Source organism: Pseudomonas protegens (assembly GCF_003732485.1).
Classification (GTDB): Bacteria; Pseudomonadota; Gammaproteobacteria; order Pseudomonadales; family Pseudomonadaceae; genus Aquipseudomonas; species Aquipseudomonas protegens_B.
The window spans coordinates 61685-76553 of record NZ_MOAK01000018.1 but is presented as its reverse complement, the minus strand read 5'-3'; the positions used below and the strand labels follow the sequence as shown (position 1 = coordinate 76553).

17 protein-coding genes are annotated in these 14869 nt (G+C 65.5%); 8 read left to right on the top strand and 9 right to left on the bottom strand.

Annotation, left to right across the window (positions count from 1 at the left end; translation table 11 throughout):
• A partial coding sequence (locus tag BLX41_RS34215) for a permease (protein ID WP_259744334.1) occupies window positions 1-346 on the top strand: 346 nt, incomplete at its 5' end.
• A 165-nt stretch (window positions 347-511) separates the two neighbouring features.
• On the opposite strand, the gene mnmH is transcribed toward BLX41_RS34215, so the two are convergent.
• Genes mnmH through BLX41_RS02235 form a run of 3 tightly spaced genes read right to left on the bottom strand, consistent with a single transcriptional unit; the run spans window position 512 to window position 3049 of the window.
• Window positions 512-1606, bottom strand: coding sequence for a tRNA 2-selenouridine(34) synthase MnmH (mnmH, locus tag BLX41_RS02245; RefSeq protein WP_123723597.1), 1095 nt, complete (start codon window positions 1604-1606; stop codon window positions 512-514).
• A complete protein-coding gene (gene selD / locus BLX41_RS02240) occupies window positions 1606-2640 on the bottom strand; it encodes a selenide, water dikinase SelD (RefSeq protein ID WP_123723596.1) in 1035 nt (344 codons plus the stop codon). Before selD ends, mnmH begins: the two co-directional genes overlap by 1 nt.
• Window positions 2641-2683: 43 nt before the next feature.
• Entirely contained in the window at window positions 2684-3049 is a 366-nt protein-coding gene (locus tag BLX41_RS02235) for a nuclear transport factor 2 family protein (RefSeq protein WP_123723595.1), read from the bottom strand.
• A 251-nt stretch (window positions 3050-3300) separates the two neighbouring features.
• On the opposite strand from BLX41_RS02235, the gene BLX41_RS02230 reads away from it, so the two are divergent.
• Together BLX41_RS02230 and BLX41_RS02225 are read left to right on the top strand one after the other, a co-directional pair.
• Window positions 3301-4257: a nucleoside-specific channel-forming protein Tsx gene (locus BLX41_RS02230; RefSeq protein WP_123723594.1), complete on the top strand. Its 957-nt coding sequence runs from the start codon at window positions 3301-3303 to the stop codon at window positions 4255-4257.
• A 101-nt stretch (window positions 4258-4358) separates the two neighbouring features.
• Window positions 4359-5387, top strand: a complete 1029-nt coding sequence (locus BLX41_RS02225) for a purine-nucleoside phosphorylase (RefSeq protein WP_123723593.1) — start codon at window positions 4359-4361, stop codon at window positions 5385-5387.
• Between the two features lie 263 nt (window positions 5388-5650).
• On the opposite strand, the gene BLX41_RS02220 is transcribed toward BLX41_RS02225, so the two are convergent.
• The 3 genes from BLX41_RS02220 to BLX41_RS02210 all read right to left on the bottom strand — a co-directional run bounded on the left by BLX41_RS02220 (window position 5651) and on the right by BLX41_RS02210 (window position 7822).
• Window positions 5651-6607: a quinone oxidoreductase family protein gene (locus tag BLX41_RS02220; protein ID WP_123723592.1), complete on the bottom strand. Its 957-nt coding sequence runs from the start codon at window positions 6605-6607 to the stop codon at window positions 5651-5653.
• A 42-nt stretch (window positions 6608-6649) separates the two neighbouring features.
• A complete protein-coding gene (locus BLX41_RS02215) occupies window positions 6650-6823 on the bottom strand; it encodes a DUF1427 family protein (protein WP_080963042.1) in 174 nt (57 codons plus the stop codon).
• 222 nt (window positions 6824-7045) lie between these two features.
• On the bottom strand, window positions 7046-7822 hold the full coding sequence (locus tag BLX41_RS02210; RefSeq protein ID WP_123723591.1) for an AraC family transcriptional regulator: 777 nt from the start codon (window positions 7820-7822) through the stop codon (window positions 7046-7048).
• A gap of 234 nt (window positions 7823-8056) precedes the next feature.
• Between BLX41_RS02210 and BLX41_RS02205 the strand changes: the two genes are divergently transcribed.
• A complete protein-coding gene (locus BLX41_RS02205) occupies window positions 8057-8284 on the top strand; it encodes a DUF6555 family protein (protein ID WP_011060569.1) in 228 nt (75 codons plus the stop codon).
• Window positions 8285-8330: 46 nt separating this feature from the next.
• Here BLX41_RS02205 and BLX41_RS02200 read toward each other — a convergent pair whose 3' ends face one another.
• On the bottom strand, window positions 8331-8501 hold the full coding sequence (locus tag BLX41_RS02200; RefSeq protein ID WP_123723590.1) for a metallothionein: 171 nt from the start codon (window positions 8499-8501) through the stop codon (window positions 8331-8333).
• A 252-nt stretch (window positions 8502-8753) separates the two neighbouring features.
• On the opposite strand from BLX41_RS02200, the gene glcD reads away from it, so the two are divergent.
• Genes glcD through glcF form a run of 3 tightly spaced genes read left to right on the top strand, consistent with a single transcriptional unit; the run spans window position 8754 to window position 12538 of the window.
• Complete coding sequence (gene glcD, locus BLX41_RS02195; RefSeq protein WP_123723589.1) at window positions 8754-10253, top strand: glycolate oxidase subunit GlcD; 1500 nt, start codon at window positions 8754-8756, stop codon at window positions 10251-10253.
• Complete coding sequence (glcE, locus tag BLX41_RS02190) at window positions 10253-11317, top strand: glycolate oxidase subunit GlcE (protein WP_123723588.1); 1065 nt, start codon at window positions 10253-10255, stop codon at window positions 11315-11317. Before glcD ends, glcE begins: the two co-directional genes overlap by 1 nt.
• A 3-nt stretch (window positions 11318-11320) precedes the next feature.
• Window positions 11321-12538 (top strand): glycolate oxidase subunit GlcF, encoded by a 1218-nt coding sequence (gene glcF / locus BLX41_RS02185; RefSeq protein ID WP_123723587.1) that lies wholly within the window; start codon window positions 11321-11323, stop codon window positions 12536-12538.
• A gap of 10 nt (window positions 12539-12548) precedes the next feature.
• Here the strand turns inward: glcF and BLX41_RS02180 are convergent, their stop codons facing one another.
• Together BLX41_RS02180 and BLX41_RS02175 are read right to left on the bottom strand one after the other, a co-directional pair.
• Entirely contained in the window at window positions 12549-13022 is a 474-nt protein-coding gene (locus BLX41_RS02180) for a DMT family transporter (protein WP_110653028.1), read from the bottom strand.
• Window positions 13023-13024: 2 nt separating this feature from the next.
• Window positions 13025-13450, bottom strand: a complete 426-nt coding sequence (locus tag BLX41_RS02175) for a DMT family transporter (RefSeq protein WP_249735905.1) — start codon at window positions 13448-13450, stop codon at window positions 13025-13027.
• Window positions 13451-13642: 192 nt separating this feature from the next.
• Between BLX41_RS02175 and BLX41_RS02170 the strand changes: the two genes are divergently transcribed.
• Entirely contained in the window at window positions 13643-14638 is a 996-nt protein-coding gene (locus BLX41_RS02170) for a LysR family transcriptional regulator (protein ID WP_259744333.1), read from the top strand.
• The last annotated feature ends 231 nt before the right edge of the window (window positions 14639-14869 follow it).

The following is a 14869-nucleotide window of genomic DNA, read 5'->3' as shown; positions in this document are numbered from 1 at the left end:
GATCTACGTACTGGCGGTACTGGTGCTGGGCGCGGCGCGGGTCTGGCTGTTCCCCCATATCGACGACGCCATGGGCGACAGCCTGTGGTGGCTGGTGCCGCTGGCGATTGCCGGGACCCTGTTCGTGATCCCTACGGCGGCAGAGATTCCCATCGTCCAGACCATGATGACCCTGGGCCTGGGCACCGGGCCGGCGGTGGCGCTGTTGATGACCTTGCCAAGCATCAGCCTGCCGTCGCTGCTGATGCTGCGCAAGGATTTCGATGCCCGAGTGCTGGTGACCGTGGCCGTGCTGACCATGCTTGTGGGGATTGTTTGCGGGTTGATTGGTGCGGTGTTGTTGTAGGGCTGGAGGGCCCTTTCGCTGGCAAGCCAGCTCCTACGGTCGGTGGGGAGCTGCCCATGTAGGAGCCGGCTTGCCGGCGAAGGCGATCTCGCGGGCCCCTTCGCTGGCAAGCCAGCTCCTACGGTTGGTGGGAGCTGCCCTGTAGGAGCCGGCTTGCCGGCGAAGTCAGCGCGGTGAGCGCTGGCGCAGGTAATCGAGCACGGCGCCGTGGTCGCCGCTGAACTCGATCCGCGCGCCCTTGCTCTCGCGCTGGAAGGCGTACATCGGGTCGTAGTATTCGCCCAGCAAGCCTTCGATCCAGGCCCGGTGCAGCTCCACGTCACCGCTGCGGGCCTGTTCCGCCAGCGCGGCTTCCATCAGCAGGAACAGGCGCTGGTGACGCTCGCCACCCAGGCGCTTGTGGATCTTGTTCAGGCTTTCCAGCAGGCGTTCGGCAAACAGGGCAAAACCTTCTTCGCCATGCACGGCCACGAACTCGGCGCTGAGGTTGACTACGTAATCGTCGAGGATGCGCTGCACCCGGCTGTCGAGGCGGTCTTCCAGCCAGACCATGGGCAAGCCTTGCATGCTCTGGTACAGCGGCAGCGGCAAGGCACAGCTGCCGATCATGCGGTTCTCGTCTTCCAGGACAAAAGCCTGCACGCCGCGCTCACGCTTTTTCAGCAGGTCCACCGCCAGACGGTTTTCGAAGTCGATGTTGCTCGGCTGCCCGGTGGCGCGGCGGCCGAAGCTGGAGCCACGGTGGTTGGCGTGGCCTTCCAGGTCCAGAGCGTTGTCCAGTTGGCCCAGCACTTCGGTCTTGCCGGTGCCGGTCATGCCCCCCAACAGGACAAAATCGCACTGCTGCAGGGCCTGTTCGGTGGTGTCCAGAAGGAAGGTACGCATGGCCTTGTAACCGCCGCCAACCCGCGGGTAGTCAATGCCCGCTTCCCTGAGCCACTGCTGGACGATCTGCGAGCGCAGCCCGCCGCGAAAGCAGTACAGCAGGCCGTCGGGGTGGGCTCGGGCGAAATCGGCCCAGGCCTGGACGCGCTGTTGCTTGATGTCGCCGGACACCAGCTGATGGCCCAGGACAATCGCCGCCTGCTGGCCCTGCTGCTTGTAGCAGGTGCCGACCCGCTGGCGTTCCTGGTCGGTCATCAGCGGCAGGTTGAGCACCCCGGGAAAGGCGCCCTTGGTGAATTCGATCGGCGCCCGAGTGTCCATCATCGGCCGGTCGTTGAGGAAGATCTCGCGGTAGTCGGTGCAGTCCAGAGACATCAGAACACCTCGACCGCGTGGCTCTGTCGCTCTACCAGCTCGCCAATCGGCTCCAGTTCCAGGCCCAGTTGCGCCGCCAGGGCCAGGAATTCGGCATTGCCTTGCGGGGTTACCGCCACCAGCAGCCCGCCACTGGTCTGCGGGTCGCAAAGCACGCGCTTGTGCAATTCCTGCACCCGCCCGACCTTGTCGGCGTAGCTGCTGTAGTTGCGCAAGGTGCCACCGGGCACGCAGCCCTGGTCCAGGTAGTATTCGACCCCCGGCAGGCGCGGTACGCGGTCGTAGTGAATGCGCGCGGTCAGGCCACTGCCGTCGGCCATTTCCACCAGGTGCCCGAGCAGGCCGAAACCGGTGACGTCGGTCATCGCGGTCACCCCTTCAAGCTTGCCGAAACGGCTGCCGGGCTTGTTCAGGGTGCACATCCAGTCGCGGGCCAGGCCGATGTCGGCGTCGCGCAGCTTGCCCTTTTTCTCGGCGGTGGTGAGCACGCCGATCCCCAGGGGCTTGGTCAGGTACAGCAGGCAGCCGGCCGTAGCGGTGTCGTTGCGCTTCATGAAGCGCTTTTCCACCAGCCCGGTGACCGCCAAGCCGAAGATCGGCTCCGGCGCGTCGATGGAATGGCCGCCCGCCAGGGGAATGCCCGCCGCGTCGCACACGGCGCGCCCGCCACGGATCACTTCCCGGGCGATTTCCGGGGCCAGCACGTTCACCGGCCAGCCGAGAATGGCAATCGCCATCAGCGGGTCGCCGCCCATGGCGTAGATATCGCTGATGGCGTTGGTGGCGGCGATGCGGCCGAAATCAAAGGGGTCGTCAACAATGGGCATGAAGAAGTCGGTAGTGGAGACCACGCCGCGTTCTTCGTCGATGGCGTAGACCGCCGCATCATCGCGCGAGGCGTTGCCGACCCAGAGTTTCGGGTCGAGATTCTGCGCCCCGCTGCCGGCCAGGATCACCTCCAGTACCTGGGGCGAAATCTTGCAGCCGCAACCGGCTCCGTGGCTGTACTGGGTCAGGCGAATCGGCTCGCTCATGGGGCACCTCGTCAAGTCTGGGACCGGGATTCTAGCAGAGCCCTCAGGCACTGGGCCGCGGCGTGCCCTGATGGAACAGCATCTGCCACCGCCCCTCACGGCAGCGCCACAGCGAACTGCGCCAGGCGCTGCTGGCCGGGCGCCCGCCCACTGCGGCGTTATGGCACAGGTAGGTGACCTGGGCCAGATCGACCGTCAACGGTCGCAGCGAAAATTCACTGATCCGGCGCTCGATAAACACCTCCTGCGGCAGGCTCTGCAGCACTTGGGCCTTGTCCCAACGTCCGCCGCTGGCGCCGAATTCGAGGAAGTCATCAGCCAGCAAGGCGTCCAGGGCCTGCCGATCGCCACGAACCTCGGCCTGCTGCAGGCGGGTTTCCAATTCCAGCAAGAGTTGATGCAACGCCATGGTCCACCTCTGCAGAAAAATCCAGCCCCGGACTTTAGCAGTGCCCCGCTTTCGCGCGCACCGCCCCCTGCCCGGGCATTTTTTGACTGCAGCGCCAGCTTCCGGGGCGTTTCCAGTTGATTTTCAACGGCCTATTTCAAGTTGGTACGCCATGTGCAAACGTTTGCGAGTTGCAATTTTGTGGGTGTTCGCCACCGCCATGCGCGAGAGCGGACATCAGGGACTTCACACCGCAAGAACAGGGACTTTCCATGCACAACCGTTTCTCACGCTTCGTTTCCCGCCGCCGATGGACTGTTTCCCTCGGGCTGGCCGGCGTTACGGGTCTACTCAGCAGCGCCGCGCTGGCCCAATCGCCACCGCCGGACGAATCGGCCCAGGGCGAAAGCCTGAGCGCCGATGTGCAACCGGCCAAACAGGGCGCCTACCTCTCCGACTGGTACAACCAGGACCTGATGCTCATCGGCAGCAAGGACATCAGCTTCGGCCCGCGTCCGGCAGACGACATCTACCTGGAATACGAATATTTCGGGCGCAAGGGCCCCTTCGAGCTGTACGGCTACATCGACCTGCCGAAGATCCTCGACATCGGCAACAGCCACGACAAGGGCATCTGGGACCACGGCTCGCCGCTGTTCATGGAGCACGAACCGCGAATCTCCATCGACTACCTGGCCGGCCGCAGCCTGGCCATCGGCCCGTTCAAGGAGTGGTACGTGGCCTTCGACTGGATCTACGACCACGGCAGCCGCACCGCCAACCGCGCCAACACCCTGTACAGCGGCCTGGGCACCGACATCGACACCCATTCGCGGGTCAACCTCTCGGCCAATTTCTACGGCCGCTACCAGTGGGAAAACTACGGCGCCAGCAACGAGTATTCCTGGGACGGCTATCGCGCCCAGCTGAAATACATCGTGCCCATCGACAGCTTCAGCAACGGTGCCTCGCTGACCTACATCGGCTTCACCAACTTCGATTTCGGCTCCGACCTGCACAAGGACAACCCGGCCCGCACCGCCAACGCCACGGTGGCCACCAACGTGCTGCTCTATTCCTTCACCCACCTGCGCTTCACCCTGGTGGGCCGCTACTTCCACAACGGCGGCAACTGGGAGGATGGCAGCGTGCTGAATTTCGGCGACGGCGAGTTCCGCGCCCGCTCCAATGGCTGGGGCTATTACGCCGGGGTCGGCTATCAGTTCTAGAGCAGTGGCAAGCTTCGAGCGGCAAGACAACAGCGGTTGCGATGAGTTGCAACCTGGATCAGGCAGGATAAGCGCCGGTTAACGGCAGTCATGGAGGTTGTATGCGTGGGATTCAAAAGGTTTCGTGGGCAATGGGCTTGAGCGCACTGGTGGCTAGCGGCGCCTGGGCCAGTGAGGCACCGATCAAGCCCAAGGTGGTGCTGATCAGCATGTTCGCGCCGGAAGCGCAGCACTGGATCGAGCGCCTGGAGCTCAAGCGCGAGATCCGCGTGCCGGGGCTGGCGGCGGAGTATCCGGTGATTCGCTGCAACGACCGGGAGGTGTGCCTGTTGACCACGGGCATGGGCCAGACCAATGCCGCGGCGTCGACCCTGGCCCTGGCGCTGTCGCCCAAATTCGACCTGCGCAAGAGCTATTTCCTGATTGCCGGGATCGCCGGCATCAGCCCCCAGCACGGCACCATCGGCACCGCGGCCTGGGCCCATTACCTGGTGGAGTTCGGCACCCAGTGGGAAATCGACTCCCGGGATGCGCCCGAGGGCTGGCCCACCGGCTACCTGGGGATCAACACCAAGGGCCCCAACGAAAAACCGCCCCTGGACTACAAGACCGAAGTCTTCGAGCTGAACCCCAAGCTCCAGGCCAAGGCCTTCGCCCTGAGCCGCAACGTGGCCCTGAGCGAGAGCAAGGAGTCGGCGGCCTGGCGCCTGAAATACCCCCAGGCCCCGGCCAACCAGCCACCGGTGGTGACCCGCTGCGACACCCTGGCGGGCAACACCTGGTTTTCCGGCACCCGCCTGAGCGAACGGGCGGAGGTCTGGACCCGCCTGCTGACCGACAACAAAGGCACCTATTGCACCACCCAGCAGGAAGACAACTCCACCTACGAAGCCTTGCTGCGGGCCAGCCGCGAGGGCCTGCTGGACATCCAGCGCCTGGCGGTGGTGCGCGCCGGTTCCGACTTCGACCGCCCGGCCCCGGGGGCCAGCGAAGTGGACAACCTGCTCAAGTACGCCGACCAGGGCGGCTTTGTCCCGGCCCTGGAGAACCTGTACCGGGCCGGCAATCCGCTGGTGCAGGACATCCTCACCCACTGGTCGACATGGGAAAAAGGCGTCCCCGAAGCCTGACCCCCAACCCATGACCCATAACCCATGACTCATGCCCCGTAGGAGCCGGCTTGCCGGCGAAAGCGATCTCAAGCCCCCCAACCCGTAGGAGCCGGCTTGCCGGCGAAAGCGATCTCAAGCCTCCAACCCGTAGGAGCCGGCTTGCCGGCGAAGGCAATCTCAAGTCCCCAACCTGTAGGAGCCGGCTTGCCGGCGAAGGCGGTCTCGGGGGCCTCTTCGCTGGCAAGCCAGCTCCTACGGGGGCGCAGGTGCATCGTGGGCGCTCAGGGGATGAGGATGATTTTCTCGCCGCGCCCCTGGTTCACTTCGGCATAGCGCTCCAGCCCCTGCTCCAGCGGCGACACGACCAAGCCTTCCGGCAATGGCAGCAAGCCCTCATCGAAATAGCGGCCGAACTGCTCCAGCATCGCCGCGCATGCCTCGACGCCGTACAGCAGCGAATTGATCCCCACCACCGAGCCGCCCTTGCGGTACAGGGCCAGGGCCGGCAGTTGCACATGCCCGTCCACCGGCGCGGCAATGATGGCGATGCGGCCGAAGGTGGCCAAGGCCGGCACCGCCGCCGGCAGCCAGAAGCCAGTGGTGTCGAAGATCACGTCAGCGCCATCGGCGTAATGTTCCGCAACCTGGGCCGCCAGGGCCTCGGGCTGTGCCAGTTGCAGGCTCGGATAACCCTGGACCTGCAGCATCCGGACCTGCTCCGGACGCCGCGCCGCCGCCAGCACCCGGGCGCCACGCACCTTGGCCAGCGCCAGCGCCGCGCTGGCCACTGCGCCGCCGCCAATCACCAGCAGGCGCGTCCCCGTCACCACGCCACTGCGCTCCAGGGCATCCCAGGCAGTGGTGTAAGGCACGCCGAGGCTGGCGGCCTGGGCAAAGCTCAAGACCCTGGGTTTCGGCGCCACGCCCCTGGCCGACAGGACCACGTATTGGGCATGGCTGCCGTCGGCGAAAAACCCCAGTTCCCGGCCGGTGCCCCAGACTTCAAGGCCCAGCAGCTCGGCCGGCCCCTGCTCTACCACTCCGGCGAAATCCCGACCGGGAATCCTTGGCAGCGTGGTGTAGGGAAAGCGCCCGAGAACGTTCTTCACATCACTGGGGTTGAGACCTGCGGCCCTGATCCGTACCCGCACCTGATCGGCACCGGGGACCGGGGTCGGGACCTCCGCCACGTGCAGGGCAGCGAGGTCGCCTGTCTTGGAAAATTGCAGTGCTTTCATCGTTGGTTCCAAAGAATGGGGGATAAGCAAGAAAAGGCCTCTTCAGGACAACCAGCTGCTGAACAACTGCCGCCCCAGAGGCCATAGTTGTTCGCCGCCGAGCATGCCCAACAGCCCCACCAGGGCGATGGCCGGAGGTGCCGGAGAGCGCACCTGCAAGGCGCCGTAGAGCAGTCCGACCAGCAGGCCGGCCGCCAGGGAAATCAGGTAGTTCATGCTGCGCTCCAGAAGCCGTGGCGATCACGCCGAAGTGTTGTGGCGTCTGGGGCAAAGTCTAGGCAGCGGGCGCCGGGGGCATCGGTCAAGTGCTTCAGGATTTCGGCCAAAACCACCGTCATTCCACGGCGCCCCTGTCGTGGTGCGCAGGCCCGCGAAACAGCTGAAAGGTCCGGCCACCGGGCCTGGTTCGAGCGCCCTTGAGCACATCACGACAGGCAATCAGACCGTTGCTTCGCCGGCGGCGTACTGGGACGGCGCGACACCCAGCTCACGACGGAACATGTCGCTGAAGCTGCTGGGTGAGTACCCCAGCTCCCGGGCAATACGGCTTACCGGCACGCCCTGGATCAGCTCGGCGGCAGCGGTGGCCAGTTGCACCTGGCGCCGCCATTCGGCAAAGCCCAGGCCCAGTTGTTCCTTGAACAGCCGCGCCAGGGTGCGCACGCTGGCGCCCACCGCATCGGCATGCTGTTCAAAGGAAATGGCCAGGGATGGCGCGGCCATCACCGCCTGGCACAGACTGCCAAGGCGGCGGTCGGAGGCGTCCGGCAAGGCGATCTTCAACTGCGAGCGGCGGGCCCGTTGCAGCTCCAGCAATGCCAGACTCACCAGGGCTTCGTAGTAGTCCGGCTGCGGCGGGGTCAGCTCCACCAGGCGCACGATCAACTCCCGCAGCAGGCTGTCCACTTGCAGCACCTGGACCCTGGCGTCCAGGGTCGCCGCCAGGGATGGACGCAGGTAGATATTGCGCATCTGCAAGTCACTGACCACACGAATGCCGTGGACCACGCCGGGCGGCAGCCAGACCGCCCGCTGCGGCGGCACCACCAGGGCTTCGGAAGGCGTCTCGACCCACATCACGCCGCTCATGGCATACAGCAACTGGCCCCAGGCGTGCTCGTGGGGCTCGATGAACAGGCCCCGGGGATAGGTGCGCGCCAGGGGCTGCACCGGGATCGCGGTATCGCTCAGATCGGGTGGGGTGGCCAGGGCCATGGCTAGCTCGCAAAGGGTCGGCGGGGGCCCATGGTAACCAGCGGCCCGGCAGCCCGCCAGACACCCGAAAACACTCTGAAGGCCACTGTTTGCCCGGGACTTGGCGCCGCTTGCACGGCCTCTGCAGCGCCGTTGCAGGACGCCATGACCGTTGGTACCAGAGTCGGCCAATCAAAGTGAATTTTTGCGCCTGCGCGGGATCACTCAAGGATCACAGGGAGGAACAGAGGCTTTATGAACAACGCAAAACTCTTCGTCATCGAATACACCCTTCACGGCGCTCCCAAGTCCTTCATCATTCGCCAGGAGAAGATGGACAACGCCGAGGCCTGGCACTGGGCAAGCTGTGATGCGGGAGTGGGCCGCATCGGCCGTTTCGGCCGGGAACGGGTGAAGAAGACCAGCAAGCCCATGGCGGAAAAGTTCGGTATCGAGAATGTCACCTGGCGGCCTTCGGTCTAGGCCTGCCGGGAACGGGTGGAGCAGCAGCCCCACCCGCATCCGCTCCTCAGCCGTGGGCGCCCTTGGCGCATTTGCAACCTTCGGTGGACGCACAAGGCTCACCGTGGGCGTGATGATCGGCGCAAGCCTGACAGCAGTAGTGCTTGCCGTGACGGACAATCGCATGGGCCCCCAGCTTGCAGGTGCAGGCCGGGCAGGCGCAGGTTTCATTGGACATGGCAGGGTTCCTTTTTATCAGTCTTTCAGGGGACTCGATCACCGGGCCACCTGAGACAGCGACGGCCACTGCACGGTACGAGTACTCCAAAGATTAGGCCAACCCGGCCACCCCGCCACGCCAGCAGCGACTAAAGTGGTTCGGCCAGCGCACGCACGGACCGATGGACACCCGGGCCCGGCACGCCAATGATGCAGGCAGTGGTAATGCTGTCTCGACCTGACAAGAACAACCCAAGGTCATTCGCCGCCCATGACGATTCTCTATGACGAAACCCTCGACGGCGCCCTGCCCGACGTCGACAAGCAATCCCTGATCCGGGCCTTGCGCAGCCAATTGCCGGACCTGGAACTGCTGGACCAGGAACAGCAGCTCAAGCCCTACGAATGCGACGGCCTCAGTGCCTACCGCACCACACCGATGCTGGTGGCCCTGCCGCGGCATCTGCATGAGGTACGGCGCCTGCTGCAGATCTGCCACGAGCACCGGGTACCGGTGGTCGCCCGTGGTGCCGGTACGGGTTTGTCCGGAGGCGCCCTGCCCCTGGAAAAAGGCCTGTTGCTGGTGATGGCGCGCTTCAAGGACATCCTGCACATCGACCCTGCCGCCCGCTGCGCCCGGGTCCAGCCGGGGGTGCGCAACCTGGCGATTTCCCAGGCGGCGGCGCCCTTCGGTCTGTACTACGCCCCCGATCCTTCATCGCAGATCGCCTGCTCCATCGGCGGCAACGTCGCGGAAAATGCCGGGGGCGTGCATTGCCTGAAGTACGGCCTGACCGTGCACAACCTGCTGCAGGTGCAGATGCTCACCGTCGAGGGCGAAGCCCTGACCCTGGGCAGCCAGGCCCTGGACTCACCGGGGTTCGACCTGCTGGCGCTGTTCACCGGCTCCGAGGGCCTGCTGGGGGTGATCACTGAAGTCACGGTCAAGCTGCTGCCCAAACCCCAGGTGGCCAAGGTGCTGCTGGCAGCCTTCGACTCGGTGGAGGCCGCCGGCCACGCAGTGGCCCAGATCATCGCCGCGGGGATCATTCCCGGCGGCCTGGAAATGATGGACAACCTGGCCCTGCGCGCCGCCGAGGACTTTATCCACGCCGGCTACCCGGTGGACGCCGAAGCCATCCTGCTGTGCGAGCTGGACGGGGTGCAAGCCGATGTGCATGACGACTGCGAGCGAGTGCGCCAGGTGCTGGAACGCGCCGGCGCCAGCGAGGTACGCCTGGCCCGGGACGAAGCCGAGCGAGTGCGCTTCTGGGCCGGGCGCAAGAATGCCTTTCCGGCGGTGGGCCGCTTGTCCCCGGACTACTACTGCATGGACGGCACCATTCCCCGACGCCAGTTGCCGGGGGTGTTGCGGGGCATTGCCCGTCTCGCCACCGAGCATCAACTGCGGGTGGCCAACGTGTTCCATGCCGGGGACGGCAACATGCACCCGTTGATCCTGTTCGATGCCAACCAGCCGGGCGAGCTGCAACGGGCCGAGGCCCTGGGGGGCAAGATCCTCGAACTGTGCGTGGCGGTGGGCGGCAGCATCACCGGCGAACACGGCGTGGGCCGGGAGAAAATCAACCAGATGTGCGCCCAGTTCAACGCCCACGAGCTGGCCCTGTTCCATGGGGTCAAGGCGGCCTTCGATCCCGGCGGCCTGCTCAATCCCGGCAAGAACATCCCGACCCTGCAGCGCTGCGCCGAATTCGGCGCCATGCACATCCATCATGGGCAACTGCCCTTCCCCGAACTGGAGCGCTTCTGATGACGGCGCCACCCGACGGCGATGCCAGCGCCGCGCTGCTGGAACAGGTCCGCAACGCCTTGCAGGACACCACCCCGCTGCGTATCCAGGGCGCCAACAGCAAAGCCTTTCTCGGCCGCGAGTGCGCCGGAGAAATCCTCGATACCCGCAGCCATTGCGGCATCGTCAGCTACGACCCCACGGAGCTGGTGATCAGTGCCCGGGCCGGCACGCCGCTGGTGCAACTGCAGGCCACCCTGGACGCCGCCGGGCAGATGCTGCCCTGCGAGCCCCCGGCCTTCGGCGCCGGCGCCACCCTGGGGGGCATGCTCGCCAGCGGCCTGTCCGGCCCGCGCCGGCCCTGGGCGGGCGCCGTGCGCGACTATGTCCTCGGCACCCGGATCATCAGCGGTACGGGTCAGCACCTGCGCTTTGGTGGCGAGGTGATGAAGAACGTTGCCGGCTACGACCTGTCGCGCCTGATGGCCGGCAGCTTCGGCTGCCTGGGGCTGGTCACCGAAGTGTCGCTCAAGGTCCTGCCCAAGCCCCGGCAATGCCTCAGCCTGAGCCTGGAAATGACGCCCGGCCAAGCCTTGGCCAGACTCGCCGAATGGGGCCAGCAGCCATTGCCCATCAGCGCCGCCTGTCATGACGGCACGCGCCTGCACCTGCGCCTGGAAGGCGGTGAAGGCTCGGTGGCGGCGGCCCATGACCGGCTCGGCGGCGAGCCCCTGGACTCGCAGTACTGGAGCCTGCTCAACGAACAGCAGCTGGATTTCTTCGACCCCGGCCCGCCCCTGTGGCGGCTGTCGCTGCCCCACAACACTGCGCAACTGGAACTGCCCGGTGCCCAACTGCTGGACTGGGGCGGTGCCCAGCGCTGGCTCAGGTCCGAGGCACCCGCCGAATCCATCCGCGCCGCCGCCAGCGCTGTCGGCGGTCACGCCACCTGCTACAGCCACGGCCTGCTGGACAGCCCCTTCCAGCCCCTGGCACCCACCCTCTTGCACTATCACCAGCGCCTCAAGGCGCAACTGGACCCCCAAGGGATCTTCAACCCCGGCCGACTCTACGCGGAACTCTAGCCCATGCAGACCACCCTCAGCCCAGAGGCCCGGCAACTGCCCCGGGCGGCAGAAGCCGAGCACATCCTGCGCAGTTGCGTGCACTGCGGTTTCTGCAATGCCACCTGCCCCACCTACCAGTTGCTGGGCGACGAACTGGATGGCCCGCGGGGCCGTATCTACCTGATCAAGCAGGTGCTGGAGGGCGCCCCCGCCACCGCGCAGACCCAACAACACCTGGACCGTTGCCTGTCGTGCCGCAACTGCGAAACCACCTGCCCGTCCGGGGTCGATTATCACCAACTGCTGGACATCGGCCGCGCTGTGGTGGACGCCGCCGTGCCCCGCCCCCTGGGCCAGCAATGGCTGCGTCGCGGGCTGCGGGCCCTGAGCGCTAATCCGCAGTTGTTCAAGGTCCTGATCAACAGTGGCACCCGCCTGCATCCCCTACTGCCCCAGGCGCTGCAGGACAAACTGCCGCGTCAGGTGCCCCCAGCCAAGGCGCGGCCGGCCATGAGCCACCCACGTCGGGTGCTGCTGCTCGAAGGTTGCGTACAGCCGGGGCTGTCGCCCAACACCAACGCCGCAGCAGCGCGGGTCCTGGACCGTCTGGGGATCAGCGTGCAACCGGTGAGCGCCGCCGGTTGCTGCGGCGCGGTGGACTATCACCTCGACGCTCAGGAGGCCGGCCTGCAGCGGGCGCGGCGCAATATCGACGCCTGGTGGCCGTACCTGGAACAGGGGGCCGAGGCCATCATCCAGACCGCCAGCGGCTGCGGCGCCTTTATCAAGGACTACCGGCACCTGCTGGCCCATGACCCGGTCTACGGGCCCCGGGCCCAGCGGGTCAGCGCCCTGGCCCGGGACCTGGTGGAGGTACTGCGCGAGGAGCCCGTGGAACAACTGGGAGCCCACGGCCAACAGCGCCTGGCCTTCCATTGCCCCTGCACCCTGCAGCACGGGCAAAAGCTTGGCGGCGCCGTGGAAGCGCTGTTGCAGCGAGTGGGGTTCAACCTGACCACGGTGCCTGACAGCCATCTGTGCTGTGGCTCGGCAGGCACCTACTCCCTGACCCAGCCGACCCTGGCCCGACAACTGCGGGACGACAAGCTGCGGGCCCTGGAAAGCGGCCAGCCGGAGTTGATCGTCACTGCCAACATCGGTTGCCAGACGCACCTCGACAGTGCCGGCCGCACCCCGGTCCGCCACTGGATCGAGGTGCTGGAAGACGCGCTGAGCTAAGCGCCAGGTTTCAAGCTCGTGGCTTGTCACTCACGGCTTGCGGTGTGCGGCTCCGGTACATGAATAGCAACGCCAGGGCCAGGCACAGCATCGCCAGCACGCGGTGGGGTGACAGCTCGATGGCCGGGTTGCCGAACCAGCCGAAGTTGTCGATCAGCATGCCCATGCCCAGTTGTCCGAGGATCACCGCCACCGTGGCCACCGCGGTGCCGACCCGGGGCACCGCGCCGACCATCACCAGCATGTAGACCACGCCAAACAGCGCGCCAGTCAGTTGCCATTTCGGCGCCTGCAACAGGCTCATGGCCTGAGGGGGTTGGAAAAACACAATCAGCAGCCCGGTGATCAAGGCGCCCACAGCAAAGGTCAGCAGGCTGCTGCGCAACACCCCCACACTTTCACCCAGGCGGCCATTGATCGCCGCTTGCACACTGAGCACCGCACCCGCAGCCACCACCAGGACCAGCAAAAGAATCAGGTTCATGTTCAACCTCGGGCGATCAGGATCAGGGCTACGACAATCAGCACCAGGGCCAGCCAGCGTTCGCCATTGACCGGCTTGCGGGCGCTGCCGAACCAACCGAAATGGTCGATCAGCACGCTCTTGCCCACCTGCCCGGAGAGGATCGCGATCATGGTCATGGCAATGCCGATATGGGGCGTGGCCAAAGTCAGCACCACCACGTAGATCGGTCCCAGCACCCCGCCGAGCAATTGCCAGCGCGGCAGTTGGCTGAAGGCCGGCCCCGGCTGCGGACCGCTGAACAACAGCAGCAGAAACAGCAACGCCGTGCCCACGCCGAAGATGCTCAAGGTCGCCCACAAATGCCCGACCTGGGCGCCCAGCGGGCCGAGCAAGCCGGCCTCCACCGACAGGCCCATGCCCGCCAGAATCACCAGGGGCAACAACATCAAGCGCTGCCAGCCAGCGCGGGGTTCAACCTGGGCCGCCGGGGTCGGCAGCGCTGGATCTAACACATTGGAAGACATGCAACACCTGCTTGGGGATCAAGGAATGGCGGGCATTATCGATTGCACCCTCTTTGCGATAAATGGGAGCATGCCGACAACACCTTTGCGTAAAACGCACAGCAAGGATTTCCTATGCAAGGCTTCAACGACCTGGGTTTCAAGGCCCTGCGCCTGTTCATCGCGGTGCTCGACCAGGGCAGTTTCTCCGCCGTGGCGCGCCGCGAGGGGCTGGCGCCCTCGTCCATCTCGCGGCAGATCCAACTGATGGAACAGGCCCTGGGCCAGCAACTGCTCTATCGCCACACCCGCGCCGTCAGCCCCACCGAAGCCGGACGCCTGCTGGGGCATCACGCCCGGCGGGTATTGGCGCAATGGGAAGAGGCGGAGCAAGCCTTGCAGGAACAGCAGGACGAACCCGCCGGGCTGGTGCGGATCAATGCTCCGGTGGTGTTTGGCCAGCGGCACCTGTCGCCCTGGCTGGGGGAACTGCACGGGCGCTATCCGAAGCTGCAGCTGGATATCCAGCAGACCGACAGCTACATCGACCCCTTGCAGGACGGCACCGACCTGCTGTTTCGCATCGGCGTCCTCGAGGACTCCTCGATGCAGGCACGCCTGCTCGCCCCCCAGCGCTATCGAGTAGCGGCCAGCCCCGCCTATCTGGAGCGCCATGGCACACCGCGACACCCGCAGCAGTTGCAGCAGCACCAGTGCCTGGCCTACAAGGGCGAAACCGGCCAGCAGCGCTGGTTCTTCCGTCAGGGCCGGGGCGACTGGACGCCTTACAGCGTCAAGGGCCCCCTGACCGGCAACCACGCCGACACCCTGACCCAGGCCGCCGAACAGGGCCTGGGGCTGGTGATGTTTCCTTCATGGCTGATTGGCGAGGCCCTGCATCAAGGCCGCCTGGTGGCCTTGTTCGAAGACTTCGACGTGGCCACCAGCCTTGAACCGCAGCAGATTGCCGCCCTCTGGCCCGGCAGCCGGCGCCTCTCGGTGAAAGTGCGCACGGTGATCGACTTCTTCGTCGAGAAATTCGGCCCGGAGCCCTATTGGGATCGCGTAAAAGTTCTGAGTGAGGAGGCTCCTAGGCGGACCACTGAACAAAAGCGTCAACTGAAAGACTGATCAGATCCCCGGCCCCCATTTCCTCTAAACATCCAAGCACTGCAGATTCATCTAACTCCTCAACGACTTATTTTAATTAACCGATGATTCGCAGCGATCAAAAGATCACCAAAGTAAATTGACCAAGTTAGAAAATTGAAGGATGCTTTAGCGTTTAATATCAGCCTGTTGAATGAAGGCTGACTCCAGAATTGAATTCGCAGTCACCTGCGCCAAGAGAAAGCTTTCGTG

Excerpts from the sequence above, each read along its gene's own strand:
- mnmH (WP_123723597.1), bottom strand. The coding sequence starts at position 1,606 with ATGTCTCTGGACTGCACCGACTACCGCGAGATCTTCCTCAACGACCGG.
- selD (WP_123723596.1), bottom strand. The coding sequence starts at position 2,640 with ATGAGCGAGCCGATTCGCCTGACCCAGTACAGCCACGGAGCCGGTTGC.
- BLX41_RS02235 (WP_123723595.1), bottom strand. The coding sequence starts at position 3,049 with ATGGCGTTGCATCAACTCTTGCTGGAATTGGAAACCCGCCTGCAGCAG.
- BLX41_RS02230 (WP_123723594.1), top strand. The coding sequence starts at position 3,301 with ATGCACAACCGTTTCTCACGCTTCGTTTCCCGCCGCCGATGGACTGTT.
- BLX41_RS02225 (WP_123723593.1), top strand. The coding sequence starts at position 4,359 with ATGCGTGGGATTCAAAAGGTTTCGTGGGCAATGGGCTTGAGCGCACTG.
- BLX41_RS02220 (WP_123723592.1), bottom strand. The coding sequence starts at position 6,607 with ATGAAAGCACTGCAATTTTCCAAGACAGGCGACCTCGCTGCCCTGCAC.
- BLX41_RS02215 (WP_080963042.1), bottom strand. The coding sequence starts at position 6,823 with ATGAACTACCTGATTTCCCTGGCGGCCGGCCTGCTGGTCGGACTGCTC.
- BLX41_RS02210 (WP_123723591.1), bottom strand. The coding sequence starts at position 7,822 with ATGGCCCTGGCCACCCCACCCGATCTGAGCGATACCGCGATCCCGGTG.
- BLX41_RS02205 (WP_011060569.1), top strand. The coding sequence starts at position 8,057 with ATGAACAACGCAAAACTCTTCGTCATCGAATACACCCTTCACGGCGCT.
- BLX41_RS02200 (WP_123723590.1), bottom strand. The coding sequence starts at position 8,501 with ATGTCCAATGAAACCTGCGCCTGCCCGGCCTGCACCTGCAAGCTGGGG.
- glcD (WP_123723589.1), top strand. The coding sequence starts at position 8,754 with ATGACGATTCTCTATGACGAAACCCTCGACGGCGCCCTGCCCGACGTC.
- glcE (WP_123723588.1), top strand. The coding sequence starts at position 10,253 with ATGACGGCGCCACCCGACGGCGATGCCAGCGCCGCGCTGCTGGAACAG.
- glcF (WP_123723587.1), top strand. The coding sequence starts at position 11,321 with ATGCAGACCACCCTCAGCCCAGAGGCCCGGCAACTGCCCCGGGCGGCA.
- BLX41_RS02180 (WP_110653028.1), bottom strand. The coding sequence starts at position 13,022 with ATGAACCTGATTCTTTTGCTGGTCCTGGTGGTGGCTGCGGGTGCGGTG.
- BLX41_RS02175 (WP_249735905.1), bottom strand. The coding sequence starts at position 13,450 with ATGTTGTTGCCCCTGGTGATTCTGGCGGGCATGGGCCTGTCGGTGGAG.
- BLX41_RS02170 (WP_259744333.1), top strand. The coding sequence starts at position 13,643 with ATGCAAGGCTTCAACGACCTGGGTTTCAAGGCCCTGCGCCTGTTCATC.